26 protein-coding genes and 1 pseudogene are annotated in these 25195 nt (G+C 68.3%); 8 read left to right on the forward strand and 19 right to left on the reverse strand.

What is annotated here, in order from left to right; genetic code table 11:
* Window positions 1-30: 30 nt before the first annotated feature.
* From G7043_RS21430 to G7043_RS21455, 7 genes and pseudogenes are all read right to left on the reverse strand, one after another.
* Complete coding sequence (locus tag G7043_RS21430) at window positions 31-2958, reverse strand: AfsR/SARP family transcriptional regulator (RefSeq protein WP_166047962.1); 2928 nt, start codon at window positions 2956-2958, stop codon at window positions 31-33.
* Window positions 2949-3536, reverse strand: a complete 588-nt coding sequence (locus G7043_RS21435; RefSeq protein WP_166047964.1) for a nitroreductase family protein — start codon at window positions 3534-3536, stop codon at window positions 2949-2951. Before G7043_RS21435 ends, G7043_RS21430 begins: the two co-directional genes overlap by 10 nt.
* A gap of 122 nt (window positions 3537-3658) precedes the next feature.
* The gene (locus tag G7043_RS21440; protein ID WP_166047965.1) at window positions 3659-4195 is read right to left on the reverse strand and encodes a DUF742 domain-containing protein; all 537 of its coding nucleotides are present in this window, start codon (window positions 4193-4195) and stop codon (window positions 3659-3661) included.
* Window positions 4192-4590, reverse strand: a complete 399-nt coding sequence (locus tag G7043_RS21445) for a roadblock/LC7 domain-containing protein (RefSeq protein ID WP_166047967.1) — start codon at window positions 4588-4590, stop codon at window positions 4192-4194. Before G7043_RS21445 ends, G7043_RS21440 begins: the two co-directional genes overlap by 4 nt.
* On the reverse strand, window positions 4587-6698 hold the full coding sequence (locus G7043_RS21450) for a sensor histidine kinase (RefSeq protein WP_166047968.1): 2112 nt from the start codon (window positions 6696-6698) through the stop codon (window positions 4587-4589). The genes G7043_RS21445 and G7043_RS21450 overlap by 4 nt, the downstream gene beginning before the upstream one ends.
* A complete protein-coding gene (locus G7043_RS50495; protein WP_425435607.1) occupies window positions 6698-6805 on the reverse strand; it encodes an MFS transporter small subunit in 108 nt (35 codons plus the stop codon). The genes G7043_RS21450 and G7043_RS50495 overlap by 1 nt, the downstream gene beginning before the upstream one ends.
* A 149-nt stretch (window positions 6806-6954) precedes the next feature.
* Window positions 6955-8280: pseudogene (locus tag G7043_RS21455) on the reverse strand (OFA family MFS transporter); the annotation flags it as partial.
* 264 nt (window positions 8281-8544) lie between these two features.
* Between G7043_RS21455 and G7043_RS21460 the strand changes: the two are divergent.
* Window positions 8545-8961, forward strand: coding sequence for a DUF485 domain-containing protein (locus tag G7043_RS21460; RefSeq protein WP_166047972.1), 417 nt, complete (start codon window positions 8545-8547; stop codon window positions 8959-8961).
* Between the two features lie 3 nt (window positions 8962-8964).
* The gene (locus tag G7043_RS21465) at window positions 8965-10545 is read left to right on the forward strand and encodes a solute symporter family protein (RefSeq protein WP_166047974.1); all 1581 of its coding nucleotides are present in this window, start codon (window positions 8965-8967) and stop codon (window positions 10543-10545) included.
* Here the strand turns inward: G7043_RS21465 and G7043_RS21470 are convergent, their stop codons facing one another.
* The 3 genes from G7043_RS21470 to G7043_RS21480 are packed head-to-tail and all read right to left on the reverse strand — an operon-like array spanning window position 10546 to window position 13048.
* Complete coding sequence (locus tag G7043_RS21470; protein WP_166047975.1) at window positions 10546-11193, reverse strand: response regulator; 648 nt, start codon at window positions 11191-11193, stop codon at window positions 10546-10548.
* Window positions 11190-12569 carry a sensor histidine kinase gene (locus G7043_RS21475; RefSeq protein ID WP_166047977.1) on the reverse strand — a complete coding sequence of 460 codons (1380 nt, stop codon included), beginning with the start codon at window positions 12567-12569 and terminating at the stop codon, window positions 11190-11192. Before G7043_RS21475 ends, G7043_RS21470 begins: the two co-directional genes overlap by 4 nt.
* 8 nt (window positions 12570-12577) lie before the next feature.
* Entirely contained in the window at window positions 12578-13048 is a 471-nt protein-coding gene (locus tag G7043_RS21480) for a phosphatase PAP2 family protein (protein WP_207311542.1), read from the reverse strand.
* Window positions 13049-13235: 187 nt separating this feature from the next.
* On the opposite strand from G7043_RS21480, the gene G7043_RS21485 reads away from it, so the two are divergent.
* Window positions 13236-14363: an MFS transporter gene (locus tag G7043_RS21485; RefSeq protein WP_313888004.1), complete on the forward strand. Its 1128-nt coding sequence runs from the start codon at window positions 13236-13238 to the stop codon at window positions 14361-14363.
* Here the strand turns inward: G7043_RS21485 and G7043_RS21490 are convergent.
* Entirely contained in the window at window positions 14294-14863 is a 570-nt protein-coding gene (locus tag G7043_RS21490) for a DinB family protein (protein ID WP_166047982.1), read from the reverse strand. The genes G7043_RS21485 and G7043_RS21490 overlap by 70 nt on opposite strands.
* Before the next feature lie 9 nt (window positions 14864-14872).
* Window positions 14873-15592 carry a hypothetical protein gene (locus G7043_RS21495; RefSeq protein WP_166047984.1) on the reverse strand — a complete coding sequence of 240 codons (720 nt, stop codon included), beginning with the start codon at window positions 15590-15592 and terminating at the stop codon, window positions 14873-14875.
* A 144-nt stretch (window positions 15593-15736) separates the two neighbouring features.
* Between G7043_RS21495 and G7043_RS21500 the strand changes: the two genes are divergently transcribed.
* A complete protein-coding gene (locus G7043_RS21500) occupies window positions 15737-16249 on the forward strand; it encodes a DinB family protein (RefSeq protein WP_166047987.1) in 513 nt (170 codons plus the stop codon).
* 6 nt (window positions 16250-16255) lie between these two features.
* On the opposite strand, the gene G7043_RS21505 is transcribed toward G7043_RS21500, so the two are convergent.
* Complete coding sequence (locus tag G7043_RS21505) at window positions 16256-17830, reverse strand: sulfatase-like hydrolase/transferase (RefSeq protein ID WP_166048287.1); 1575 nt, start codon at window positions 17828-17830, stop codon at window positions 16256-16258.
* A gap of 83 nt (window positions 17831-17913) precedes the next feature.
* On the opposite strand from G7043_RS21505, the gene G7043_RS21510 reads away from it, so the two are divergent.
* Entirely contained in the window at window positions 17914-18567 is a 654-nt protein-coding gene (locus G7043_RS21510) for a RibD family protein (protein WP_166047989.1), read from the forward strand.
* On the opposite strand, the gene G7043_RS21515 is transcribed toward G7043_RS21510, so the two are convergent.
* Together G7043_RS21515 and G7043_RS21520 are read right to left on the reverse strand one after the other, a co-directional pair.
* On the reverse strand, window positions 18557-18958 hold the full coding sequence (locus G7043_RS21515) for a DoxX family protein (RefSeq protein WP_166047991.1): 402 nt from the start codon (window positions 18956-18958) through the stop codon (window positions 18557-18559). The genes G7043_RS21510 and G7043_RS21515 overlap by 11 nt on opposite strands.
* Window positions 18951-19616 (reverse strand): CDP-alcohol phosphatidyltransferase family protein, encoded by a 666-nt coding sequence (locus tag G7043_RS21520; RefSeq protein ID WP_313888005.1) that lies wholly within the window; start codon window positions 19614-19616, stop codon window positions 18951-18953. The genes G7043_RS21515 and G7043_RS21520 overlap by 8 nt, the downstream gene beginning before the upstream one ends.
* 164 nt (window positions 19617-19780) lie before the next feature.
* Here G7043_RS21520 and G7043_RS21525 point away from each other — a divergent pair, with 164 nt between their 5' ends.
* Window positions 19781-20764: a zinc-dependent alcohol dehydrogenase gene (locus G7043_RS21525; RefSeq protein ID WP_166047996.1), complete on the forward strand. Its 984-nt coding sequence runs from the start codon at window positions 19781-19783 to the stop codon at window positions 20762-20764.
* Window positions 20751-21443, forward strand: a complete 693-nt coding sequence (locus G7043_RS21530) for a creatininase family protein (protein WP_166047998.1) — start codon at window positions 20751-20753, stop codon at window positions 21441-21443. The genes G7043_RS21525 and G7043_RS21530 overlap by 14 nt, the downstream gene beginning before the upstream one ends.
* Here the strand turns inward: G7043_RS21530 and G7043_RS21535 are convergent.
* From G7043_RS21535 to G7043_RS21550, 4 genes are read right to left on the reverse strand one after another with little or no spacing between them, the layout of a single operon-like run.
* Window positions 21357-22319 (reverse strand): lysylphosphatidylglycerol synthase transmembrane domain-containing protein, encoded by a 963-nt coding sequence (locus G7043_RS21535; protein ID WP_166048000.1) that lies wholly within the window; start codon window positions 22317-22319, stop codon window positions 21357-21359. The genes G7043_RS21530 and G7043_RS21535 overlap by 87 nt on opposite strands.
* Window positions 22319-23098: a class I SAM-dependent methyltransferase gene (locus G7043_RS21540; RefSeq protein WP_166048002.1), complete on the reverse strand. Its 780-nt coding sequence runs from the start codon at window positions 23096-23098 to the stop codon at window positions 22319-22321. Before G7043_RS21540 ends, G7043_RS21535 begins: the two co-directional genes overlap by 1 nt.
* A complete protein-coding gene (locus tag G7043_RS21545) occupies window positions 23095-24066 on the reverse strand; it encodes a glycosyltransferase family 4 protein (RefSeq protein WP_313888006.1) in 972 nt (323 codons plus the stop codon). The genes G7043_RS21540 and G7043_RS21545 overlap by 4 nt, the downstream gene beginning before the upstream one ends.
* Entirely contained in the window at window positions 24044-24454 is a 411-nt protein-coding gene (locus tag G7043_RS21550; RefSeq protein ID WP_166048289.1) for a 6-pyruvoyl trahydropterin synthase family protein, read from the reverse strand. Before G7043_RS21550 ends, G7043_RS21545 begins: the two co-directional genes overlap by 23 nt.
* A gap of 74 nt (window positions 24455-24528) precedes the next feature.
* Between G7043_RS21550 and ribA the strand changes: the two genes are divergently transcribed.
* On the forward strand, window positions 24529-25179 hold the full coding sequence (gene ribA, locus G7043_RS21555) for a GTP cyclohydrolase II (RefSeq protein ID WP_313888007.1): 651 nt from the start codon (window positions 24529-24531) through the stop codon (window positions 25177-25179).
* Window positions 25180-25195: the final 16 nt, after the last annotated feature.

The raw sequence follows: 25195 nt of genomic DNA on the forward strand, positions 1-25195 counted from the left end.
ACGCGGCGTTCGCGTTGATCGCGGGAGTTGCTACGACGCTGGTTCTGCTGGCGCTGTGGCTCTAGCGAGAATCCGCTTCGCGACCGCCACCGCCCTGGGCTGACGCAGGCGCTCGGCGCACTGGACCGCCTCCTCGCCGTAGCGGACGGCGGTGGCACGGTCGCCGAGCGCCAGGTGCAGCCGGGACAGCTGGCCGAGCACGCGGTCGCCCATCCACCGGCGCCGAGCCTTGTTGATCGCCTTCAGGGTCCACTCGCCGTACCGCACGGCCTCGGTCAGCCGTCCCTCCAGCTCCGCACGGATGGCCAGGGTGGAAGCCAGCTCCAGCTCAGCGGCGTGGTCCTCGATCTCGTCCATGGCCCTGAGCGCCTCTTCGTCACCGGTCACTCCCAGGCCTTTCCGGCACAGGTCCACTGCCGCGCGCGTCATCTCCAGCGCCTTGCCGGGCATGCCGAACTCCAGTGCCGCGTAGGCGAAGTCGGCCCGTGAGAGCAGCTCGTTGCGCCAGTCCTCGTACTCCTGGAACGCCAGCACGGATCGTTCGAGGTACTCGACGCACTCGTCGTCGTTGAACAGGTAGAAGTGGGTGTAGCCCAAGTCCTGCAACACCATCGCGGCCCGCCAGAAGTCGCCGTGCTCTTCGAGCAACGACAGCGCTGCCTCGCTGTGTGCCAGTGCTTCGTCGTTCTGGCCGCGGAGCACGTGCACGAGGCTGAGGTTGTGCAGCGCGGCGGCCTCCCCCGTCGGCGCTCCCGCCGCTCGCATCAGCGCCAACCCTCGTTCGAAATACTCCTCCGCCTTGTCGAGCTGGTTGGTTTCCCGCGCGATGATGCCGAGCATCCCCAGAACGGATGACTCCCCACGCAGATCGCCGATCTGGCGCATCAGTTCCAGTGACTCGTACAGGTGCTGGAGCGGCTTCGCGTCCTGCCGCGTGATGTAGGCGGATCCGAGGCCCCGCAACGCCTCCGCACGGGCTTTCAGATCACCGAGCTGGCGCGCGGCGGCGAGCGCGACGTTCTGCAGCTCGATCCGTTCGCGGCCATAGCCCAGCAGGAAGTTCGACATGTGGTGCGGCACCTGCCAGGCATGCGCGTAGTGGCCGCGGTAGGCAGCCAGGTACACGGCGGCCCTGAGGTTCGACCGCTCGGCGTTCAGCCATCGAGCCGCGTCCCGGACGGTCGTGAGCGGCGGCGGGTCGAACGGGAGGTACCGCACAACGGAGTGGATCTGCGACCTTCCCGGCGACATCCGGAACTCCGCGAGTGCCACGGTGTGCAGGTAGTAGTCGAGGATGCGCAGGACCGTCTCGTCGGCCTCGTCCGGCTCGACACTCGCTTTCGCGTGGTCGGCCAGCAGGTCGTGGAAGCGGTAGCGGCCGTTCTCCTTCTGCTGCACCAGGTGCACGTCGAGCAGTTCGTCCAGCAGCCGTTCCGCTTCCGCCCGTGTCGTGCCGATCACCGCGGCCGCGAGGTAGGCGTCCCAGTCCTCACCGGTGTGCAGGCCGAGCCGCCGGAACAGGCGCTGTTGCTCGGGCGTGAGTTGCTGGTACGACAGAGCGAACGCGCCGGCGACGCTGCGTTCGCCCGCGGTCAGCTCGGTCAGCCGGTGCTCGGTGAGCCGCCGGATGACGTCCTGCGCGGACCACGCCGGCCTGGTGCGCCAACGGGCGCCGACGATTCGCGCGGCGAGCGGCAGATAGCCGCAGAGTCGGACGATCTCGCGAGACCCGTCGAGTTCAGCCTTGGGCCCGACGATGCTCGCGAGCAGCTTCAGCGAGTCCTCTTCGGACAGAACGTCGAGCGAGACCGTGTGCGCGGCGTCCAGGTCGACGAGCCTGCGCCTGCTGGTGACCAGGACCAGGCCGGTGCCGGGCAGCAACGGGCGGACCTGCGCGGTGCTGCCCGCGTTGTCGAGCACCACGAGTGCCTTGCGGTGGGCCATTTCCGCGCGCCACCGGGCCGCACGGGCGTCGAGGCCGTCCGGGATGTCGTGGGCGGGCACGCCGAGCGCGGTCAGCAACGCCAGCAGCGCGTCCGCCGGGGTGCGTGGTTCGACGCCCTCGGTGTAGGAGTGCAGGTCGACGAACAGCTGCGCGTCCGGGAACCTCCGGGCGAGCCGGTGCGCCGCGCGGACCGCGAGCGTGGTCTTGCCGATGCCGGCCATGCCGTCGATCGCGGTGATCGCGACGCAGCCGGACGGCACGGCGGCGAGGATCTCGTCGAGGTCGTCGGTGCGGCCGGCGAAGTCGGGGATGTCGCCAGGCAGGTCGTTGCGGGCCCGCGGCCGGTTGTCGGCCGTGAGCACCTGCTGGTGGGCCTGTTGCAGGTCCTTGCCGGGGTCGAGGCCGAGCTCCTCGGCGAGCCGGGTGCGGATGTCGTCGTACGCCTGCAGCGCCTCGGTTTGCCGGTCGCAGCGGTGCAGCGCCACGATCAGCTGGGCCCACATCCGTTCCCTGGTGGGGTGCTGGCGGGTGAGCGTGCGCAGTTCGGGGACGAGCTGCTCGTGCAGGCCGGCCCGCAGGTCGTGCTCGATCCGCGCTTCCAGCGTCGCGAGGTGCTTCTCGGTCAACGCGGGCAGGTGGTCGCGTTCGAGCGCGTCGCTGCCGATGTCGGCGAACGGCCGGCCGCGCCAGAGGGCGAGCGCCTCCCGCGGTTCCAGTCGGTCGAACCGGTGGACGTCGACCTCGTCCGGCCGCACGTCCAGCAGGTAGCCGCCGGGCCTGGTCTGCACGAGCGCTGGTTCGCCGAGGTCCTCGCGGAGCCGGCCGACGGTGGTCTGCAGGGCGTTGCGCGAACCGCCGACCAGCTCGACCAGTTCGTCGACGCCGACCACCTGACCGGGCCGCAGCAACAGCGCGGCGAGCACCACCCGCCGCTTGCCGGGCGGGACGTGGACGTGGCGCCCGTCGAGCACCACGTCCAACGGCCCGAGCAGGCCGAACGATCTCACTGCCACTGACCCCAGTGCACCATCTCGTCGAACCGCAAGCGCTTGCGCGTCCGCGGCGAGGCGCCCTCGGAGATGCCCTCCTCGGCGGGGTGCCCGATCGCGATCATGCCGATCGGCACGTACTCGTCCGGCACGCCGAACTCCGCGCGCAGTGCCGGCCACTCGTCCTTGTTGGTGCCGAAGAAAACCGCACCGAGGCCTTCGTCGACGGCGGTCTGCAGGATCAGCAACGCGGCCATGCCGGTGTCGATGTCCCAGTACGGCACCGGCCAGTGGTCCTCGCTGCGGTCCGTCCAGCCCTTGTCGGCCTGCGCGTACCGGTCGAGGTAGACGTCCTTGGCCGAGAACGGGATCACGATGACGGGCGCCGTCTTGACCCCGTCGCCTGCCCACAGCTCGAACCTGTCGAAGAGCCGCTTCAGCTGTTCGCCCTGCAGCACCAGGAACCCCTGGCCCTGCGAAAATCCGGCGGAGGGACCGCGCACCGCGTTGCGCATGATCCGCTGGATGCTCTCGTCGCTGACGGGTTCGCTGGTGAACTTGCGGACCATGCGCCGGCGCCGGACGACGTCTTGGAACTCCATGTCGACCTCCCCCAGATAGACCTAGAACCCGACCGTATCAGCCGGCCGTCACTGCCATGAACGGCGCTTTTGTGGACCTGTGGTCCGCAAAAGCGCCGTTCATGGCCAGTTCGGGTGCAGGGTCAGAGGCGGCGCAGGCCTGCCAGCACGCGCTCCAGCAACGCCCCGTCGGGCCGTTCCTCGCCGTAGGACGACGCGGTCCGGTGCACGTCGATCAGCCCGTGCGAGGCCATGTCGCCGAGCAGCACCTTGGTGACGCCCAACGGCAACCCGCGCAGGGCGGCGATCTCCGCCACCGACCGCGGCGAGTGGCACAGCGCCAGCACGTCGTGGTGCTCCGGGCGCACGGCGGTGGCCGAGCGGTCGTTCACCGACACCAGGGTCTCGATCTCCAGGTGCACGTCGGACGTGGTGCGGCCGCCGGTCCACGCGTAGGCGCGCACGATCGAGGACGACGTCTCGAAGGACGACGGCTCGATCGACGGCAGCGGCGGGACCGGCTCGAACGGCAGCGTGGCGTACGGGTCCGGTTGCTCCGGCACGGGTTCCGGGGCGCGCTGGGCCTTCTTCTTGCCGCGCTTGCGGATCCGTTCGCTGTCGAAGCTGAAACCGCTGATCAGATCGCCGAAGTTGACCTGCTCGTCGGACTCTCCGTTCATGCCAGCTCGGCCCGCAGTTCCGGCGTGAGCAGCTGGCCCACCTGGCGCACGACCACCGTCATCTCGTACGCCACCTGCGCGACGTCGGACGTGGACGACGCCAGCACCGCGAGGACCGAACCGTCGCTGATCGACGACAACAGCATCACGCCCTTGTCCATCTGCACGACCGTGCGGACGACTGCCTCGCCGGCGAAGCATTGGGAAGCGGACTCCGCCAAGGACACCACACCGGCCACGATCGCCGCGAACTGCGGGGCCACGTGCCCCGGCAGCTTCGAGGACGAGATCAACACCAAGCCGTCGGCCGAGATCACCACGGCGTGCTCGATGCCGGGTGTGCGTTCGGCGAAGTTGGTGACCAGCCAGCCGAACTGGTCCACCTGCGTGCTCATCGACTCTCCTGGTGGTCGGGAAGGCCTCGCTGCACACCGCGCTGGAAGGCGTTGAGGAATCCTCGGGCAGATTCCGGCGTCTGACGCACGGGTGCGGGGGGAGGCGGCCCGGCAGCTTTGGGCGTCTCGAACCACGACGCCTGCTGCTGCTCGACTGCCTCCCCGCGGAAACTCTCCCAGGACTCTTCCCGTCGTGGGGCGAGTTCCGCCGGAACCAACACGATCGCGCGAGTTCCCTTGCCCTGTTGAGCATCGAGGCGTACCACGATCTGGTGGCGTGCGGCGAGCCTGCCCACGACGAAAAGTCCCATTTCGCGGAACACCTGGACGTCCACGCCCTCGCCCGCGGCTTCGAGGCGGTGGTTCACGGCCTCCAGCGCCTCGGGGTCGATGCCGATGCCCAGGTCGACCACGTCGATCTGCACGATGTCACCGGCCTCGATCGACGCGCTGATCGAGACCTGGGTGTGCGGCGGCGAGAAAGCTGTTGCGTTGTCAAGAAGTTCGGCCAGCAGTCGGACCAGGTCGCTTGCCACATAACCGACAACTTCGGCGTTGGGCGCCGTGTGCACCATCACCCGTTGGTACTGCTCGATCTCCGCGGCCGCCGCGCGCAGCACGTCGGTCAGCGGGATCGGACGGGTGAACCGCCGCGCCACGTCACCGCCGGAGAGCACCATCAGGTTCTCGTTGTTGCGGCGCATGCGGGTGGCGAGGTGGTCGAGCTTGAAGAGGTTCGCGAGCTGGTCCGGGTCCTCCTCGTACTTCTCCAGCTCCTCCATCAGCTTGAGCTGGCGTTCGACGAGGCTCTGGCTGCGGCGCGAGAGGTTCACGAAGATGTTGCGCATGTTCGCGCGCATGGCGGCCTGCTCGGTGACCGACTGGACGGCCTGCTGGTGCACCGCGTCAAACGCGCGCGCCACCTGGCCGAACTCCTCGGTCGTGTCCACCGGCACCGGCTCGATCTCTCGACTGCCGTGTCCGGTTGCCACCATTTCGGGAAGTTTGTGCCACGCCACTTCGAGTGCGGAGCGGCGCAACGCGTTGAGCGAGCGCAGCAGGTAGCGGCCGACGACGAACCCGATGGTGCCGGCCAGGATCAGGCTGGCGAACAGGGCGGCGGACGCCGTACCGGCCGCGTCACTGGTCTCGTCGCGCAGACGGTTCGCGGTGTCGCGCAGGTCGCGCTCCATCCCGTCCACCACGCCGTCGAACGACGTCACGACCGCACCGGAGGCCTTGCTCCAGTCCGAGGCCGCGATCGGCAACGGCTTGGGCCTGGCCGAGTTGTTGTTCCCGTTGCCGGTGTTGTTGCCGGTGTTGTTGCCCGTGCTGGGTGCGTCCGAGGTCGGGTGCAGCAGCGCGGTCGCGAGCATCTTGCGGTGCGCCTCGATGTCCGGGCTGTTGAAGTTCACGCCGTAGGCCTTCAACTGCTCCGGCGTCGCCAGCGCGGCGAACTCGCCCGCGATGTAGCCGAGCTTGACGTTCGACTCGACCAGCGACCGCACCTCGGCGGTGAGCAACTGGCCGCGGGTGAGCCCGGACAGCACGACCGCCTGCTGGTACAGGACCTCTTCCTGCACGTGCACGACGTGGTGCAGGCCCATCGCCGTGCGGAAGAGCGCGGCGTCGCCGAAGTCGCTGGCGAGCACCTCGTCCACGTCGAGCAGCGACTCGGTGAGCTCGGTGTACGTCTTGATCGCGGCCGGCACGTCGCCGGTCTGCTCGCGCAGCGCGGCCAGTCCGCCGATCTTGCCCTGGACGTCGTTCATCCGGGCCATCACGACCTCGCTCAACGAGGTCTTGGCGATCTGCGCGCGCAACGCCGTGCGGGCGTCATCGGTGCGCTTCACCTGTTCGGACAGGATCTGCGGGCCGACGCCCTCCGCGATGATCCGTCGTTCCGCCTGCACCCCCTCGATCACGGGGATGAGGGCCGCGCGGACCTTGACCAGCCGCTGGAGCGCCGCGTACGACTCGGCGCGTTCCATGTGGGACTGGATCTGCAGTACGCCGGCGCCCACCGCGATGGCGACCGGAACGATCAACACCGCGGCGAGCTTCACCGGCAGGCGCCAGTTGCGCCAGTTGACGAGCGCGTTGAACATCAGACGAAGAGCTTGGCCGCGTTCAGGAAGAGCCGGTACAGGCCGTAGGCGAGCGGAAGACCCACCCACAGCCACGCTCCGATGAGCAACAAGCGCTGAGAGTTCACTTCTGCACCACGCCTTCCGCCTCTTCCTTCTCAGCCTCAGCCTCAGCCGACTCGGCGACGTCCGCTGCCTCGGCTTCGTTCCACTTGGCGACCGTCGCCTCGTCGTCCGACTTCGACGCGGGCTGCTCGGGCTCGTCGACGACGTCCTCCGCGGCCTTCGGCTCGTGGAACTTCGGGTTGACCGGGCGAACCAGCTCGTTCGCGACGAACCCGACGACCAGCAGCGAGATCATGATGTAGAACGACGTCGCGTACAAGTCGGGACCGACGTGGCCCGCCTTCTTGCCCGCGTCCGCGATGGCGTTGACGATCAGCGGCCCGAGCACGCCGGCCACCGACCACGCGGTCAACAGGCGACCGTGGATCGCGCCGACCTGGTAGGTGCCGAAGAGGTCGCGCAGATACGCCGGAATCGTCGCGAAACCACCGCCGTAGAACGACAGGATCACCATCGCCGCGACCACGAACAGCGGGGTGCTGGTCGGACCGAACGTCAGCAGCACCAGGTAGAGCAGCGCGCCGACACCCAGGTAGAGGCGGTAGATGTTCTTGCGGCCCACGATGTCCGAGGTGGACGACCAGATGAACCGGCCGGCCATGTTGGCCGCGCTGAGCAGTGCCACGAAGCCGGTGGCCGCCGTCGCGAGGACCGGCGTCGAGGACTCCTTGAAGAAGTCGACCAGCATCGGCGCGGCCTTCTCCAGGATGCCGATGCCCGCGGTGACGTTGAAGCAGAGCACGACCCAGAGCAGCCAGAACTGCGGCGTCTTGATCGCGTTGTTCGCCGAGACGTTGAACGCGACGGTCGCCTTCGGCTTGTCCTTGAGCAGCTCCGCCTTCTCCTGGGTGAACTCCTTGGAGGGCAGGCGGATCAGCAGCACACCCACGCTCATGAAGACCGCGTAGACGATGCCGTGGATGAGGAAGGCCTTGCCGATGCCCGACGTCGAGGTGTTGCCGAACGCCGTCAGCATCGAGGTCGACCACGGCGAGGCGATCAACGCGCCGCCGCCGAAGCCCATGATCGCGATGCCGGTCGCCATGCCCGGCCGGTCGGGGAACCACTTGATCAGCGTGGACACCGGTGAGATGTAGCCGATGCCGAGGCCGATGCCACCGATCAGGCCGTAGCCCACCACCACGACCCAGTACTGACCGGCCCACACGCCGACGGCCGAGATCAGCAGGCCGGAGCAGAAGGCGATCAGCGACATGAGCATCGCCCAGCGCGGACCCCTGCGCTCGACGGTCGTACCGAGAACCGCCGCCGACAGCCCGAGCATCACGATGCCGAGCTGGAAGGGCAGTGCGGACTGCGTTCCCGTGATGCCGAGCGATTTCTCCAGCGGCGTCTTGAAGACGCTCCAGGCGTACGCCTGGCCAATGGAGAGATGAATCGCCAGTGCTGCGGGCGGAACGAGCCAGCGGTTCCATCCGGGAGGCGCGACTTGGCGTTCGCGCGCTAAGAACCCCACTTTATCCCCAACCGTCACCAAAAACGCGGACCGATCGATCCTAGGCCAGGTGTACACGTGCGACAACGGTCTGGACCCCTCGTTCGCTGTTGCATACGGCGCAACCCCGGGCGGCCGATGTGGTACAACCCCTGCTTCGCACCATTTGAGACAAATGCAGTGTCCGGGTTTGGCCCGGTTTTGCCGGTTTCGGCAACTCCGGCGCGTTGACTGCACACGTGAGAGCGCTACAGTGGGCGCCGCACACGCGAGGGGCAGGGGTACATGACCAAGGCGATGAGCTCGCCTGGCGAAACGCAGCACGAGTACCGGGAAATCCGGGGTTTCGCGTCGTTCGACGACCCCGCGACTTTGTCGTACGTCGATTCGAACGGCAAACCGAACTTCGAGCTCATTCGGCAGACCGACGAATTCCGCACTCTCCGTCGGCGCCTCACGACGTTCGTCTTCCCGATGACCGCGCTTTTCCTCACGTCCTACCTGACCTTCGTGCTGCTGTCCGCGTATGCGAAAGACTTCGTCAGCACCAAGGTGGTCGGCGTCATCAACCTCGGCATCCTGCTGGGACTGAGCCAGTTTGTGACTTCGATCATCATCACGCTCGGTTATGCCCGTTACGCAAAGCGACGGCTGGATCCGCAGCGCAAATTGCTCGCAGAGAAGACAGGCGTCGAGGAGTAAGGCATGCCCACCACCGGCAACCCGGTGCTGAACCTCAGCGTCTTCGCGGTGTTCGTCCTGATCACCCTCTACATCGTCTACCGCGCCAGCAGTCGCAACGTCACGGCGTCGGACTACTACGCCGCGGGCAGCTCGTTCACCGGCGCCCAGAACGGCGTGGCGCTGTCCGGTGACTTCCTGTCCGCCGCGTCGTTCCTCGGTATCTCCGGCGGCATCGCGGCGCACGGCTACGACGGCTTCCTCTACTCCGTCGGCTGGGTCGTCGCGTGGCTGGTCGGCCTGCTGCTGATCGCGGAGGGCCTGCGCAACACGGGCCGCTTCACCGTCGGCGACGTGCTGGCGTTCCGGATGAAGCAACGCCCGGTGCGCGCGGCGGCGGCCAACGCGACCCTGGTGATCTCGTTCTTCTACATGATCGCGCAGATGGCGGGCGCCGGCGGCCTGATCGCGTTGCTGCTCAACGTGCACTCGAAGTGGGGCCAGGCACTGCTGATCGCGGTGGTCGGCATGGTGATGGTGCTCTACGTGCTGGTCGGCGGCATGAAGGGCACGACCTGGGTGCAGATCATCAAGGCCGTCCTGCTGCTGCTCTGCGTGACGCTGATGACGATCTTCCTGCTGGGCAAGTTCGGCTTCAGCCTGTCCGCGATCATGCAGCAGGCCACCGAGAACAACAAGCTCGGCGAGGCGGTCCTCGACCCCGGCGCCAAGTACGGCTTCAGCGCGATGTCCAAACTGGACTTCGTCTCGCTGGCCCTGTCCCTGGTACTCGGCATCGCGTCCCTGCCGCACGTGCTGATGCGCTTCTACACCGTGCCGAACGCCTCGGAAGCCCGTCGCTCGGTCGTGTGGGCGACCTGGACGATGGTCATCTTCTACCTGTGCACGCTGGTGATCGGCTTCGGCGCGATGGCGCTGGTGGGTACCGACACCATCGCGGCGGCACCGGGCGGCGAGAACTCCGCCGCGCCACTGCTGGCGTTCCGCATCGGTGGCGCCGTGCTGCTCGGCGTCGTGTCCGCGGTGGCGTTCGCCACGATCCTCGCCGTGGTCGCGGGCCTGACGCTGGCCGCCTCGGCCTCGTTCGCCCATGACGTCTACGCGAACGTGATCAAGCGCGGCAACGCGGAGCCGCGCCGGGAGATCCGGGTCGCCCGCCTCACCGCCATCGTCGTCGGCGTCCTGTCGATCCTCGGCGGCATCGCGGCGAACGGCCAGAACGTGGCGTTCCTGGTGTCGCTGGCGCTGGCCCTGGCCGCCTCGGCGAACCTGTCGACGATCCTCTACACGATCTTCTGGCGGCGTTTCAACACCACCGGCACGCTGTGGAGCATCTACGGCGGCCTCGGCTCCTGCCTGGTGCTGATCATCTTCTCGCCGGTGATGTCCGGCGCGAAGACGTCGATCTTCCCGGACATCGACTTCGCCTGGTTCCCGCTCGGCAACCCCGGTCTCGTGTCGATCCCGTTCTCGTTCCTCTGCGGGTTCCTCGCGACGATCTTCTCGAAGCGGGAGCCGGAGATGGCGGGCAAGGCGGCGGAGATGGAAGTCCGGGCGATCTCGGGCATCGGCGCCAAAGCCTGATCAGTCGGGGATGATCCCCGACTCGTGCGCGATGATCGCGGCCTGCACGCGGTTGCGGACGCCGAGCTGCCGGAAGATGGTGCTCACGTACACCTTCACGGTTCCCTCGACGACGTGGAGGCGGGCCGCGATCTCGGCGTTCGACAGGCCCGCGCCGACCAGTCCGAGCACCTCGCGCTCGCGTGCGGTCAGGACCTCGATCCGTTGCGTCGCAAGCGGCCGCGGGTGTGCGCGGGAGAGCTGGTCGACAACTCTCTTCGCCACCGACGGAGACAGGAACGCGCCCCCGCTCGCGACCGCGCGAACACCGGAGATGATCTCCTGCGGATCACCGGTCTTCAGCACGAACCCGGCCGCGCCCTCGCCGAGCGCCCGGCTGATGTAGGCGTCGTCCGCGAACGTCGTCAGCACCAGCGTCTTCGTGTCGGGATGGCACTCGCGGATCACCTTCGCCGCGTCCAGCCCGTCGAACACGGGCATGCGGATGTCGAGCACGGCGACGTCGGGCCGGTGCCGCGCGACCCGGTCGATCGCCTCGCTCCCGTTCTCCGCCTCCGCGACCACCTCGATGTCCTGCGCGGTCGCGAGCACCGCCTTCACCCCGAACCGGACCACCGGCTCGTCGTCGGCGAGCACCACCCTGATCAACCGCTCCTCCTCGCGAGCCACTCCTTGGACACCAGCCGATCATTCCGGAAGCACAGCTGGTGCAGGTCGTGGCGGTTGCCGTCGAACGGGTTGGGGTGCGTGCTGTAGTAGCGGCACTCGGAACCGGGCGGCGCGGTCACGCCGAGCGGGTTGTCGACGCGGGTGCGCAGCGGCAGGTCCAGCGCGTCCTCTTCCTGCCCGATTTCCGCCCGTTCGAACTGCTGCGGTGTGAGAACGGACGTCGCGGCGTCGAACACCATGTATCCCGGCACGCCGATCGCTATCCCCACGCACACGACAGACGTGATCAGCACAGTGCGTTTCGCGCTCTTGCGGATCTCCTCCTCCGTGCGTTCGCGACGCACATGCGTGGGCATGGTTCTCGCGCGCGGTCGTTCGGGCAGCTTGGCCCTGACCTCGAACCCGCCGTCGTCCGAGGGCCCGGCCTCGAACCAGCCGCCGACGAGCGCGACCCGTTCGGCGAGGCCCACCAACCCCTTGCCGCTCCCCACCGCCTGGGTCTTCGGCGCCGGCCCGTTCGTGATCCGGAGTTCGAGGTTCGCGGACAGGCTCACGGTGACCTTCGCGCCGGGTGCGTGCTTGATCACGTTCGTCAGCGCTTCGGCGGCCACCCGGTGCACGGTCCGCGCGATGATGCCGTCGATCGCCGTCTTGCGGCCATTGGTGAGTTCGACGTCGAGTCCGCTCCTGGCAACGACTTCCTCGATCGTCGCGACGGGTTCGTCCTCGTCGGCTCTCAACACCTGCATGACGTCGGCGAGCCGTTCCGCCGCGGCCGTGACGCTGGCACGCGCGGTCTTGGCTGCCTCACGTTGTTGCGCCGTAAGGGTTGGTTCCAGTTCCAGCGCACCCACGAGCAGGGCAGAGCGCGCCAGTTCGTGGCCCACCAGATCGTGCATCTCGCCGGCGAGCCGGGCCCGTTCGGCGTTGCGGGCGTTGTCGGCGTCGCGCTCCAACAACGAGGCGTGCTCCCAGCCGACCTCACGCAACTCCGCGAACTGCCTCCGGAACCGTCCGAAAGCCCACGGCACGACGCCCAGCACGCCGATCCCGGAGGTGACGGCCAGTGCGGTGTCCGATCCGCCGCGCTGGGTCAGCGCAACCACGACGCCCGCGATCTCCGCGATGGTCAGCGCGATCGCCGTGGCACGCGGATCTTTCGCGTGCCGCCCGGCGAGAAAGCTCACCAGTCCCAGTGCGGGAGCCAGCGCGACGACCCTGACGTCGAACTCGACGCTGACGAGGTAGCAGACGAGCCAGGCACCCAGCGCGATCCCCAGCGCGACCGCCGGCCGGGTGCGAACGAAGGCGAAAGCCGCGACGAACAGAACCAGGTAAAGCGCTGCCTCCCACACAAAACCCATCATCCCAGCCGCTGCATCACCACGGTCGGAGCGTCGTCCTTGCTGCGTTCGTTCCTCTTCAGCAGCACCGCGATCCCCCACGACACCAACGCTCCGAGCGCCAGCCCGGCCAACACGTCGTGTACGTAGTGGACACCGACGACGACCCGCGACGACGCCGCCGCGAGCGCGCAGACTGCCGCCACCCAGCCGTAAGTCCGGTGCATCGCCCAGATCGCCATCGCGGACGCACCGGCGATCACCGAGTGGTTGCTGGGGAACGACCAGTCGCCCGGCTCCGGGCACTCCGCCAGGGACGGTGAAGTGCGGCAGGGCCGTTCCTCTTGGACCACGAGCTTGATGACCTCACTGATCGCGTAGGCCACCACCACACCTGCTCCGGCGAGGAACGCCCTCAGCCGGAACCTGAACCACAACACCAAGAACATCAGCGCGAACACACCCAGCACCGCGTCGGTGCCGATCACCATCCAGGTCACCCAGCCGAAACTACGAAGATCGCGGCCCGCGCACCTCTGCCGATCGGAACCGATCAGACCTTACTTTCGACAAGGTCGGTATCAGCCCCGGCGCGGCATTCCCTGCGGCGGCGGCCGGAGCGTGGCAGATTCACACCACGACTCCGCGGCGCCGGCCGCCGAACTGGGAGGTGGTGCTGTGCTGATCCAACGCGCCGCCATCGCTCTCGTTCAGGTCCTCGGCCTGGCCGTGTGGTTCTCGATGTCCGCGGTCGTGCCGTCGCTGCGGACCGAGTGGGGCATCAGCGCGGGCGCGGCGGTGTGGCTGACCGCGTCCGTGCAGCTCGGGTTCGTCACGGGCGCGGTCGGGGCCACGGTGCTCAACCTGGCCGACCGCGTCCGTCCACACCTGCTGCTCGCCGTCTCCGCAGCGGCCGGCGCGGTGTTCACGCTCGTGCTCGGGCTGACCGTGCACGGGCTCGGCGCCGCGATCCCGCTGCGGTTCCTCACCGGGGTCGCGCTGGCGGGCGTCTACCCGGTGGGCATGAAGCTGATGGCGTCCTGGTCGGAGACCCGCAACCGCGGCCGGGCGCTGGGCGTGCTGATCGGGGCGCTGACGCTCGGCAGCGCGCTCCCCCACGTGTTCGGGCAGCTGCCGTGGCGCGAGGTGCTCGTGACGGCGGCCGCGATCGCGTTCCTCGGCGCGCTGACCGCGCTGTTGTTCGTCCGGCCGGGGCCGTTCCTGACCGCGACGACCGCGCAGCTCAACCCGCGGTACGCGCTGCAGATGTTCCGCGAACGCAAGCCGCGGCTGGTGAACCTCGGCTACTTCGGACACATGTGGGAGCTGTACGCGCTGTGGACGTGGCTGCCGACGTTCCTGTTGAGCTCCAACGCCCCGGTCGGTCTCACCGTGTTCCTCACGATGGGCGTGGCGGGCTTCGCCGGCTGTCTCGCCGGCGGCTGGGCGGCGGACAGGTTCGGCCGTGCGCCCGCCGCCGTGGGGGCGCTGACGGTGAGCGGACTCTGTTGCCTGCTCTCACCCCTCGCCTGGGGCACGCCGTTGCTGATCGCGTTCTGCGCGGTGTGGGGCGCGTCGGTGATCGCCGACTCCGGGGTGTTCTCCGCCTCGCTGAGTGAGGTCGCCGACCCGCGTTACGTCGGGACGGCCCTCACCGCGCTGACCGCCATCGGGTTCGGGCTGACGGTGGTCAGCATCCAGCTCGTGCCGCTCCTCGCCGAGGTCGTGACCTGGCGTTACGCGTTCTTGCTGCTGGTGCCGGGCCCGGTGATCGGTGCGCTCGCCATGCTCAGGACCAGGTCGTAGTACCCGTCGGGGTTGTCCGCGCCGGACCGTCCGTCGATCAGCTCCCGCACGACGTCGCAGTGACCGGCGTGCTGCGCGGTCTCGGCCACGACCCGGACCAGCAGATGCCCGAACGTCGTCTGGCGCCGGTGCTCCGGCCACCACGCGACCGACGCGGGCGCGTCCAGCGGCAGTTCCGCGATCGACTCGTCCGAGTGCTGCCAGGCCCGGCGGTACAGATCGACGATGTACTCACGGGTCTCGGCCGGCTTGACCCACAGGTCGCCGTTCTCCCACACCGAGCCGTCCTCGTTCCACGGCAACAAAACCGGTGCGGGACGGCCCACGCTGTCACCGAGGTAACCGAACTCGATGCCGACGAGGTGCTTGACCAGACCGAGCAGGTTGGTGCCGCTGGGCACGAGCGGGCGGCGTGCGTCGTACTCGCCCAGTCCATCCAAAGTGGACAACACCGAGTCGCGCGACTCCTGCAGGTAGCGCTGGAGATCCTCAGCAATCATGCCGTGACACTAACGTTCGCGGACGACGACCTCCGCCGGTTTCGCCACCGACTGGTCCACCGGTCGCAGCACGTCGGGGGCGGTGCCCCACTGGCTGTACTCGGCGACGCCGCGCTCCTGCTGCCGATCGACCGACGGCCCGCTGCGCTCGGCCCTGACCACGCGGCCCTCGTCGTCCACCACGACGACGAGCCGCACGTCGCCCCGCACGTAACTGCCGGAGTGCGGCACCCCGCCCGCGCTGAACTCGTACCGGTTGTCGTCGTGCGAGACGAGGCGGATCGTGTCGCGGTCGAGGTCGCGGAACAGGTTGCCGGGGTGGTAGTCGGTCTCGGCGAGGGACAGGTTCGTCAGGTAGTGCCAGACCCAGAGCGTGCCCTGGGTCTCCAGCCGCGCGAACGTCTTGTCCGGCGGCAACGTGAAGTCGTTGTGCTGCAGGTAAACGTCTTGGTCGAGGCTCACCGCGCGGTAGTCCGTGACGCCGTACCGCTGCCGCAGGTGCGCTGTCACGTCTTGTTGCGTGACAGCACCCCCGTTCGTGTTGACGTGCAGGACGCCCGCGAACGTGCGCCGGCGCGGATCGTTGCCCTCGACCTTGATCTCGACGTTGAACCGCACCGACTCCTGCTCACGGATGGTGTCGAGCCACTGGTCGAGCAGCGCCACCGGGTCGGCGGGCGCCGCCGCACATCCGGTCAGGACCAGCAGCAGCGACAGGGCGAGACGCATGCGCCGAGTCTCGCAGCAGGTCAGGGTCCGATCACTCGAATTCCGCTCAAGTTTCGCTAGAGCGGCCGTTCGTCTAGGACACAACCTGACCGCAAGTGGTCATACAGTCCTTCTTGTCGGGACAAACGAGCGAAGGACACCACGATGACCACCACCGAGACCCTCACCGGCGAGCGCGCGGACCTGCTCGAGACGTTGCGCCAGCACCGCTGGTTCCTGACGTTCACCGCGCAGGGTCTGACCGACGAGCAGGCGGCGTCGTCGCCGACGGTCAGTGCGCTGTCCATCGGCGGCCTCATCAAGCACGTCACGCGGGTCGAGGGGAACTGGATCCGGTTCATCGAGGAAGGCACCTCGGCGATGGAGCCGAACGCCGACACGTACGAGAACCACGAGAAGAACTTCCGGATGGAGCCCGAGGACACGCTGGAGGGTCTCCTCGCGCGCTACCACGAGGTCGCGGCCTACACCGACAAGCTGGTCGAGACGGTGGACCTGGACCTGGCGCACGAGCTGCCGAAGGCGCCGTGGTTCCCCGAGGGCAAGACGTACACGGCTCGGCGGGTGCTGATGCACGTCGTCGCCGAGACCGCGCAGCACGCGGGCCACGCGGACATCATCCGCGAGACGATCGACGGCCAGAAGACGATGGGCTGAGCCTGCTCATGGCTTGGGCGGGGAGAAGGTCTTGAGGAACTGGTCCCGGAAGTCGCTCATCCGCGACACCGGGGCCGACCCTCCCGGCCTGATCCCGTCATCCCACTTCCAGGCCTCCACGCGCTGGAGCACAGCCGGGTCCTTGGCCACGATGGTGATCGGCACGTCCCGCGACGCCCCTTCACCGGTCACCATCTGCGCCGGCTGGTGGTCACCCAGGAACACGAACACCAGGTTCTCGTCGCCGTAGCGTTCCAGCCACGAGACCACCGACTCCAGCGAGTACGAGACGGAGTGCGCGTAGTCGCCGCGCACGGCCGCCGGGTCGCGGCCGAAGATCGACTCGGGCGGGTCGTTCGAGGCGGGCATGGTCGCGTAGATCGAGCCGTCGCCGAGCTCGTCCCACTCCACGGAGTCCGGGGTCGGCGACCACGGCGCGTGCGAGGACACCATCGGGATCGCCGCCATCACCGGGCCGTCCTGCTTGGCGCGCTCGTTGCGTTGGAACGACTCCAAGGTGAACTGGTCCGGGGTCGTCGCGTAGCCGAACCGCGGCCCCTTGTAGCCGAGGTCCTGCGCGGCGTAGATCTTGTCGTAGTGGAAGAAGTCGCCTTCCGGCCACGCCTGCGTGATGCCGGGGACGACACCGACCGAACGCCACGACGCCTCGCGGAACGCGCGCGGCAGCGTCAGCCGGTCCGAGGCCACGAGGTTGCGGTAGCGCTGCTGGTTGTCGATCCACAGCCCGGACAGCAGCGTCGCCTGCGCCATCCAGCTGCCACCACCGGCGGTCGGCGAGGTCAGGTAGGCGGACTTGGCCGTGTACCCGGCCGCCTTCAGCCGTGAGTTGCCGTCAGCGAGCTTCGCGGCGACCTCCGGCATGTCGAGCGCCGACTTGCCGTAGCTCTCCACGAAGTTGAAGACGACGTCCTTGCCCTGCAACGAGGACAGCAGCCCGGGGTGGCCGCGGTAGGCGTCGACCGAAGCCTCCTCCGCGAACACCTCCTGGTCGTGCAGCCCGGCCTGAACGCGCCGCGCGTGGTCGACCAGCGAGGTCGCGGCGGCGTCGGAGTAGACCGGAATCCCGGGCACGGCAAGCGAAACACAAGCCACGGCCACCAACGCGACCGCGCGGATCGCGACCGGACGCCGGCCGGCGGCGGCGGAACTGAGCCGCAGCACCGAAACCGAGGCCAGGAACACGATCCCGCCGACCAGTGCCACCGCGGCGACCACGGCCAGGACCGAGGCGAAGCGGCCGAACGTCACGTCCACGAAGTCGATGGCGGGCACCAGCAGCGGCCAGTCCAGCACCAGGTCGAACGGCCGGTACAGCACCATGTCGAACCCGATGTCCATGATCTTCACGACGGTGAACAGCCCGAGCGCGACACCGCCGATGACGGCGGCGGGCTTGCGGAACCGGTTCGGCAGCAGCACCAGCACCATGACGCCGACGAGACCCTCGAGCGGCACCCGCAGGAACGCCTCGGGGGTGAACTTCTCCAGGTCGCTCGGTGCGATGAGCACGAACAACACGAACAGCCCTGCCAAGACCGTGGCCGTCCGCCGCAGCAACATCCTCACCGAGATTCCCCTTTCCTGACCTATGAGATAAACGCACGGCGACCCGCGTCCGGTTCAACTGCACTACCATCGAGCCCGTGACCCGCCCGCACGTTCTGCTGAGCGTGGCCGTCAGCCTCGACGGCCACATCGATGATCGCGGCACCGAGAGGTTTCCGCTTTCCAACGCCGAGGACTTCGATCACGTCGACCGGATGCGCGCGGAGTCGGACGCGATTCTCGCCGGGGCGGAGACACTACGACGCGACAACGCGCGCCTGCTCGTCTACAGCGACGAGCGGCGCGCGCAGAGAATAGCGGACGGCAAACCGGAGTTCCCGCTGCGGGTCACCGTCACCAGAAGTGGACAACTGGACCCTGAGCTGCGATTTTGGCACTGCGGCGGCACCAGGTTGGTCTACACCAAGAACCCCACGACCACGGTCGATCACCTGGCCGAGGTCAAAACCTTCAGCGAATTCTCAGAGATTCTGGACGATCTCGGCGCACGCGGCGTGCGGAAACTCATGGTCGAGGGCGGCACCAGCATTCACACGGCGTTCCTGCAAGCCGGACTCGCCGACGAGATCAGGGTGGCGGTCGCGCCGATGCTGATCGGACAGGCGACGGCCCCGCGTTTCGTGAATCCCGCCGAATTCCCCGGTGGACCGGCTCGCCGATTCCACCTGGAGGACGTCACGAAAGTCGGGGACGTCGCGGTGCTGCGCTACTTCCCGAAAGTCACTTCTTGAGCAGCTTGAGCAGTCCGAGGATCTGTTCGCGGCGGTAGACCGCGATCACGAGCGCCCACACCATGAAGATCAGCGGCATCGTCGCGTCGTCGAGGCCGCCGTTGGTCACGAGGAAGAACTCGGTGAGCGCGGCGCCGCCCATGATGCCGGCCAGACCCAGCGCCGCGATGCCGCACACGCGCGGGATGAGCAGGCCGATCGCCGCACCGATCTCCAGCACGCCGGTGAAGTACCGGAACCACTGGCCGAAGCCGATGTCGTCGAACTTCTTCACGAAGTCGTCGGTGAACAGCGCGTAGCCGTTCTTGAAGAACTGGAGCGCCAGCGCGATCTGCAGGATCCAGACGACGATGTTGCCGATCTTCGCCGCGGTCGAGGTCTGCTCAGACATGTCCGGATCCTCCCACCGAAACCCCGGCGTGACGCCACAGCCAGAGCACATCGCGACCGAACGACCACATCAACGATGCCAGTGCGAGACCGACGAGAACCGCCGCGAACGGGAGCAGGCCCGAGGCCGCCACGACGAGGAAGATGCCCTGCACCGCGGCCACGACCTTGCGCGCGTAGCTGCCCGGCAGCGGGGCGTTCATCCAGCGGAAGCGCCACGACGCGGCGACGAACACGTACCGCATGAGCCCGATCGCGAGCACCCACGGACCCATGTGCACGGCCACGTACGCGCTCAGCACCAGGATCAGGAACGCGTCGACCTCCATGTCGAACCGCGCACCCAGCGCGGACGAGGTGCCGGTGCGGCGCGCGACCTGCCCGTCCACCCAGTCGAGTGACAGCGCGACCGCCGCCAGCGTCACGACCAGCGCCACCGGAACGTCCTGACCAGCGCGGTCGGCGACCAGCGCGGTCACCGCGCCGACCATCAGGCCGCGGGCCAGCGTGACCCGGTCGGCGGGGCCCAGCGACCTGGTGCGGTGGCGCTGCATGCCGTAGCCGAGGAACGCCCACGTGGCGAACCCGTAGGCGAGGCCGGCGGCCCAGCCCAGCGGCCCGAGCCCGGCGGTGGCGGCGACGACCGCCAGCAACAGCACCTGCCCCGCAGCCCACCCGCCCTGTTCCCAGGAAACGCGGGGCCCCCGCGTTCCCCTGGAGGAAACGCGGGGCCCCCGCGTTCCGGCAGCAGCGGGCGGGCTGGTGTGCTGAAGTGTGATCATCAGGTGCCCCTAGTGGACTTCGTGCGGCGGAGGTGTTGTGAGTGACACGTACGGCGAGTGCCTTTTGGCTCAATGAATCCGGAAAAGGGGAACTCCGGCAGGTCACCCTGGCCGGGCCCGGTCCGGGTGAGGTCGAGGTGCGCACGCTGTTCTCCGGCGTCAGCCGCGGCACGGAGACCCTCGTCTTCCGCGGTGGCGTGCCGGAGAACCAGTACGCGACGATGAGGGCTCCTTTCCAGGAGGGCGAGTTTCCGTGGCCGGTGAAGTACGGGTACCTCAACGTGGGCGTGGTTGAACACGGGCCCGAACAACTGCGCGGGCGCACCGTGTTCTGCCTCTATCCACATCAGACTCGTTACGTGATCCCGGAATCCTCGGTCACGGTCGTGCCCGACGCGGTTCCGGCTGCTCGCGCGGTGCTCGCGGGCACCGTCGAGACGGCCGTGAACGCCGTCTGGGACGCGCATCCGTTGATCGGCGACCGGATCGCGGTGGTCGGCGGCGGCATGGTCGGGTCGAGCATCGCGGCGGTGCTGGCGACGTTCCCCGGCGCTCGCGTGCAGCTCGTGGACGCGGATCCGGCTCGGAAAACCATCGCTGATCAACTCGGCGTCGGATTCGCCTTGCCGGACAACGCTCTCGACGGCTGCGATCTCGTTTTCCACGCCAGCGCGACCGAACCCGGCCTCACCACCGCGCTCAACCTGCTCGCACCGGAAGGCCGGGTCGTCGAGCTGAGCTGGTACGGGGACCGCAAGATCGCCGTGCCGCTGGGCGAGTTCTTCCACTCGAAGCGGCTCACGATCCGCAGCAGCCAGGTCGGCACGGTCGGCCGCCCGGACCGCTCCTACGCCGAACGCATGGCGCTCGCGCTCGACCTCCTCACCGACGACCGGTTCGACGCGCTGATCACCGGCTCCAGCGCGTTCGAGGAGCTGCCCGACGTCATGCCGAAGCTGGCCGACGGGGAGATTCCGGCGCTGTGTCACCGGATTGACTACGGTCAAGCGCATGTTTCCGAGTGACACCACGGTCGACGTCCGCGACCAGCGCGTGGCAGTGCTCCCGGTCGGCAGCACCGAGCAGCACGGCCCGCACCTGCCGCTCGCCACGGACTCGGTGATCGCGTGGACGATCGCGTCGGAGATCGCGGCGCAGCACCCGGTCCGGTTGCTGCCGCCGATCCAGTTCTCGTGCTCGCAGGAACACGCCGACTGGCCGGGGACCGTCAGCATCACCGCGCGCACGTTGATCTCAGTGGTCACGGACATCGCGGACTCTTTGCGGCGCACCGGGGTGACCGGTCTGGTGCTGGTGAACGGGCACGGCGGCAACTACGTGCTGTCGAACATCGTGCAGGAGTCCCAGGGCCTGGCCCTGTTCCCCGGCCGTGACGACTGGGCGTTCGCGCGGGAGAAGGCCGGCATCGAGACCTCGGCGTACAGCGACATGCACGCGGGTGAGCTGGAGACCTCGATCCTGCTGCACGCCCACCCCGATCTCATCCGGCCCGGCTACGAGACTGCTGACCACCTGGCGGAGAACCGGCGGCACATGCTCACCCTGGGTCTGGCGCCGTACACGTCGTCCGGCGTCATCGGGCGTCCTTCGCTCGCGTCAGCCCGCAAGGGCGAGCTCCTGCTCGCGGGGCTGGCCGAGTCCTTCGGTCACTACCTGGGTCTTTTCGACCTTGGTACGGCGTGACAGGAACAGCACGACCGCGCCGGGCAGCGCCGCGATCAACGCCAGCACGCCGTAGACGATGCCCGTGGTGAAGCCGTGCTGGGCACCCAGTCCGGCGGCGCTGAACGCCACCGCGAGGAACGCCTCGCGCGGTCCGAACCCGCCGATGTTGACCGGGATCGCCATGATCAGCAGGGCCAGCACGACCACCGGCGCGAGTTGCGTGATCGTGGCGTCCGATCCGGCGGCGCGGGCGGCGACCACGAACATCGCCACGTAACCGGCGACCGTCGCGGCCGACAGCCCGACCACCGCGGGCAAGGTCTTCAGCGAGAGCAGCCGGATACCGTCCGCGAGGGTGTTGACCAGTACTTTCCGCACGGCCCTGATGCGCCAGCCGAGGGCGACGAGAGCCACCAGACCGACGAACACGAGACCGGCGGCCGTGCCGTTCAGGCCGAGGTCGAGGCCGGGCGCGGGGTGCAGGAGCAGCACCGCGAGCCCGATCCCGATGAGCACCATCTGCCCGGCGAAGCGCTCGAAGAACACGGCGCGCACACCCCGTCCGACGTCGCCGGACTCACGGCCGTGGTTGACCGCGCGGTGCACGTCGCCGAGCACGCCCGCGGGCAGCACGGCGTTGACCAGCAACGCGCGGTAGTAGTCGCTGACCGCGGTGCGCAGGGACAGCGACAGGCCGAGGCGGCGCGCGATGAGCACCCAGCGACCGGCGCTGAGCAACGTCGTCACGAACCCGATCGCCAGCGCGGCGGCGACGGAGAACGCGTCGATCGCGCGCAGTCCGTCCAGGAACGCCCCGGTGCCCAGGCGCACGCCCATGGCCACCAGGATCGCCACCGCCAGCAACAGGCGAAGCCACGGCCAGAACTTCTTCATCACACAGCCCTCGGTATCGCTAGCAGGTCGACGTGGTGGACCACCGCGGAAGCCTCTGACCTGCGACGCAGGTACTCGGACGCGTCCGCGGCCAGTGCTGGTTCCTGCTCGACCGCCGCACCGACCCAGCCCTTCAGCCATTCGCGCTGCAAGGCGTCGGAGTTCATTCGCCAAGGGCTCTCAGCCGTTCGAACCGAAGCGCCGGCTGCCACGAATGCTTCTTCAGCGGCAGCCGGAGCGTCCGGTCCGAGAAGCTTGCGCCCGTCCACGACGCGGCGCTGGTGAGCGTTGAACGCGTCCTGGAAGGCGGCGTCGAGCGGCTCGGCCGGTTCGAACTCGATCCGGCCTGCCACCGAGAGCGTGAACAGTGCGGGCACATGTGCTTCTACGCATGCAACCGCCAGAGCGTTCATCTCGTCAGGAGTGAGCAAGTCGAGCAAAGCGGAGCACGTGACCAGGTCAGCGCCCGCGAGATCAGCGGCGGTGAGTGCGGTCAGGTCACCCTGCCGCGTCTCGACGGTGACGTCCTTCAGCTCGCTCATGCTGGCCTCTGCCAGCCCGAGCAGCCGGGGGTCGCGGTCGTGCAGCACCCAGTGCTGTACGCCGCCGAGCCTCCCGGCGAGCCATCGTCCCATCGATCCCGTGCCACAACCCAGGTCACGGATCGTCAGCGGGTTTCGGTTCACCAGAGTTTCGCGGAGCACGTCCACGAGCTCCGTCGAGCGTGCGGACGCGTCGGCGCTTTCCCGCAGTGCCAGCCATTCCGGGGCGAAGGTCATGGCCGCAGACTAGCCAGCACCCTCCGCAGGTCCTCTGTGGATTCGTCCCAAGTGGACAAAGTGGCGCGTCTTCTGATCGATTTGGCGCGCAGCTCCGCCCGGAATTCCTGATCTTGGAACCAGCGCGTCAGTGCAGCTTCCCATGCGTTTTCGTCACCCGGCGGGAGGAGCAGGCCACCGTCTCCCAGCGCGTCCGGCACCGCGCTCGCGATGACCGGCAACCCGTGCGCGAGCGCCTCTGTGACGACCATGCCGTAGGTCTCGTTGCGCGATGCCAGGACGAACAGGTCCGCGTTGGCATATGCGCTGGTCAGCGCCTCGCCGGTAAGTGGTCCGGGGAAGCTGACCCGATCGTCTTTCGGCAGCGTGCCGAGGAACGGCCGATGCGGGCCGGCGCACGTCAGCCGCCAGTCGCGGTCGATCTTCCGCAACGCCCTGACCAGCAGGTCGTGGCCCTTGCGGGGTGTGATGGACGCGACGCAGAGCAGGTGGTGCACGCCGTCCGTGCCGGTCGCTTCCGGCGCTGGATCGGTGCCGGGGACGACAACGTGGACGTGGTCGAGCCCGTGCCTGCTCTTGATGTTGCGGGCCGCCGTGGGGCTGGTCGCGATGACCGCGCTCGCGGCCCGCAGGACCTGCTGTTCCTTGTCGTTCAGGACCGCGGCGGTCGCGGGATCGAGCCCGGTCTCGTCCGCCAGCGGCAGATGCACCAGCACGGCGAGCTTCAACCGCCGTGCGTGCGGCACGACGACTTCGGGGACACCGCAGCTGACCAGGCCGTCGAGGAGCACGACGTCCCCGTCCGGGATTCCCGCAAGCGCTTGCTCCAACGCCGCGACGTCGTTCGGTCGCGGCCAGTCACCAGCGACGGTCAGGCGATTGAGGCCCGCACCGACCCGTACGTCGTAGACGTTGCCGCCGCTGGGACTGTCCGGATCGTCGACGTCAGCCGGCAGTACGAAGTGCACGTTCGTAGCCGGCCCACGCCACATGAGACTCGTGAAGTGTGACGGCGATCGCATCTATGCCGTGAGCACCCTCACCCAGAGCGCCCTCGGAGATCTTGTCCGCGAGCTGGTCGGCGATGTGCTTCGCGAGCCACTCCGTGGACGTGTTGATGCCCGCGAACTGCGGTTCTTCGTCCAGGTTGCGGTAGTTGAACGCGGCCAGGACTTTGCCCAGCTCCTGCGTGGCGAGTCCGATGTCGACAACGATGTTGTCCGAATCGAGCTCAGCACGTTTGAACGTAGCGTCCACCAGGAACGTTGCTCCATGCAGACGTTGTGCCGGACCGAAGACCTCGCCGCGGAAACTGTGGGCGATCATCACGTGATCGCGGACGGTGATGCTGAACAGGATGACCTCCGCTGTGCGGTCGGGTTACGGTGCGACCTCCATCCGAGCGTAGCTGCACGCCCGGGAGGCGCCTGGTGACGAGGGGACCCGAGATGTTCGAACAGGCCTTCAACGACGAAGACGTGGCGGAGTCCGACCTGGTGACCCGCCGTGGCACCTTCCGCGCCGTCGCGTTCCGCGCGGACGGCCACGAGCACATGGCACTCGTCTACGGCAAGACGAAGCTGCGCGAGAACGTCCTCGTTCGCATCCATTCCGAGTGCATGACGGGCGACATCTTCGCCGCCATGCGCTGCGAGTGCGGCGAACAGCTGGACGCCGCGCTGAACACCATCGTGCGCGAAGGCAGCGGCATCCTCGTCTACCTGCGCGGCCACGAGGGCCGGGGCATCGGCCTGGTCGACAAGATCCGCACCCACGTCCTGCAGGACCAGGGCCTCGACACCCTGGACTCGGCCACGTCCCTGGGCCTGCCCGTGGACGTCCGCGACTACACCCCCGCCGCCCGCGTGCTGCGGCACCTCCGCGTGCAGTCGGTGCGGCTCATGTCCAACAACCCGGACAAGATCGCGGCCCTGGAGTCCAACGGAATTCCGGTGACCGCCCGGGTTCCGTCGTTGATGACGCCCAACGCGCACAACATCGCGTACCTGACGGCCAAGCGCGACCGGCTCGGTCACGACCTGCCGCAGGTCGACTCCTTCCCGTTGCCACACGCCCGCTGACCGTTGCTTTCCCAGC

The sequence above is a fragment of the Lentzea alba genome (assembly GCF_011067745.1).
Classification (GTDB): domain Bacteria; phylum Actinomycetota; class Actinomycetes; order Mycobacteriales; family Pseudonocardiaceae; genus Lentzea; species Lentzea alba.

What these genes read in the sequence shown, in the direction of transcription:
- G7043_RS21435 (WP_166047964.1), bottom strand. Translation starts at nt 3,536, where the DNA reads ATGGAGTTCCAAGACGTCGTCCGGCGCCGGCGCATGGTCCGCAAGTTC.
- G7043_RS21440 (WP_166047965.1), bottom strand. Translation starts at nt 4,195, where the DNA reads ATGAACGGAGAGTCCGACGAGCAGGTCAACTTCGGCGATCTGATCAGC.
- G7043_RS21445 (WP_166047967.1), bottom strand. Translation starts at nt 4,590, where the DNA reads ATGAGCACGCAGGTGGACCAGTTCGGCTGGCTGGTCACCAACTTCGCC.
- G7043_RS21450 (WP_166047968.1), bottom strand. Translation starts at nt 6,698, where the DNA reads ATGTTCAACGCGCTCGTCAACTGGCGCAACTGGCGCCTGCCGGTGAAG.
- G7043_RS21460 (WP_166047972.1), top strand. Translation starts at nt 8,545, where the DNA reads ATGACCAAGGCGATGAGCTCGCCTGGCGAAACGCAGCACGAGTACCGG.
- G7043_RS21465 (WP_166047974.1), top strand. Translation starts at nt 8,965, where the DNA reads ATGCCCACCACCGGCAACCCGGTGCTGAACCTCAGCGTCTTCGCGGTG.
- G7043_RS21480 (WP_207311542.1), bottom strand. Translation starts at nt 13,048, where the DNA reads ATGGTGATCGGCACCGACGCGGTGCTGGGTGTGTTCGCGCTGATGTTC.
- G7043_RS21490 (WP_166047982.1), bottom strand. Translation starts at nt 14,863, where the DNA reads ATGATTGCTGAGGATCTCCAGCGCTACCTGCAGGAGTCGCGCGACTCG.
- G7043_RS21495 (WP_166047984.1), bottom strand. Translation starts at nt 15,592, where the DNA reads ATGCGTCTCGCCCTGTCGCTGCTGCTGGTCCTGACCGGATGTGCGGCG.
- G7043_RS21500 (WP_166047987.1), top strand. Translation starts at nt 15,737, where the DNA reads ATGACCACCACCGAGACCCTCACCGGCGAGCGCGCGGACCTGCTCGAG.
- G7043_RS21505 (WP_166048287.1), bottom strand. Translation starts at nt 17,830, where the DNA reads ATGTTGCTGCGGCGGACGGCCACGGTCTTGGCAGGGCTGTTCGTGTTG.
- G7043_RS21515 (WP_166047991.1), bottom strand. Translation starts at nt 18,958, where the DNA reads ATGTCTGAGCAGACCTCGACCGCGGCGAAGATCGGCAACATCGTCGTC.
- G7043_RS21530 (WP_166047998.1), top strand. Translation starts at nt 20,751, where the DNA reads ATGTTTCCGAGTGACACCACGGTCGACGTCCGCGACCAGCGCGTGGCA.
- G7043_RS21535 (WP_166048000.1), bottom strand. Translation starts at nt 22,319, where the DNA reads ATGAAGAAGTTCTGGCCGTGGCTTCGCCTGTTGCTGGCGGTGGCGATC.
- G7043_RS21540 (WP_166048002.1), bottom strand. Translation starts at nt 23,098, where the DNA reads ATGACCTTCGCCCCGGAATGGCTGGCACTGCGGGAAAGCGCCGACGCG.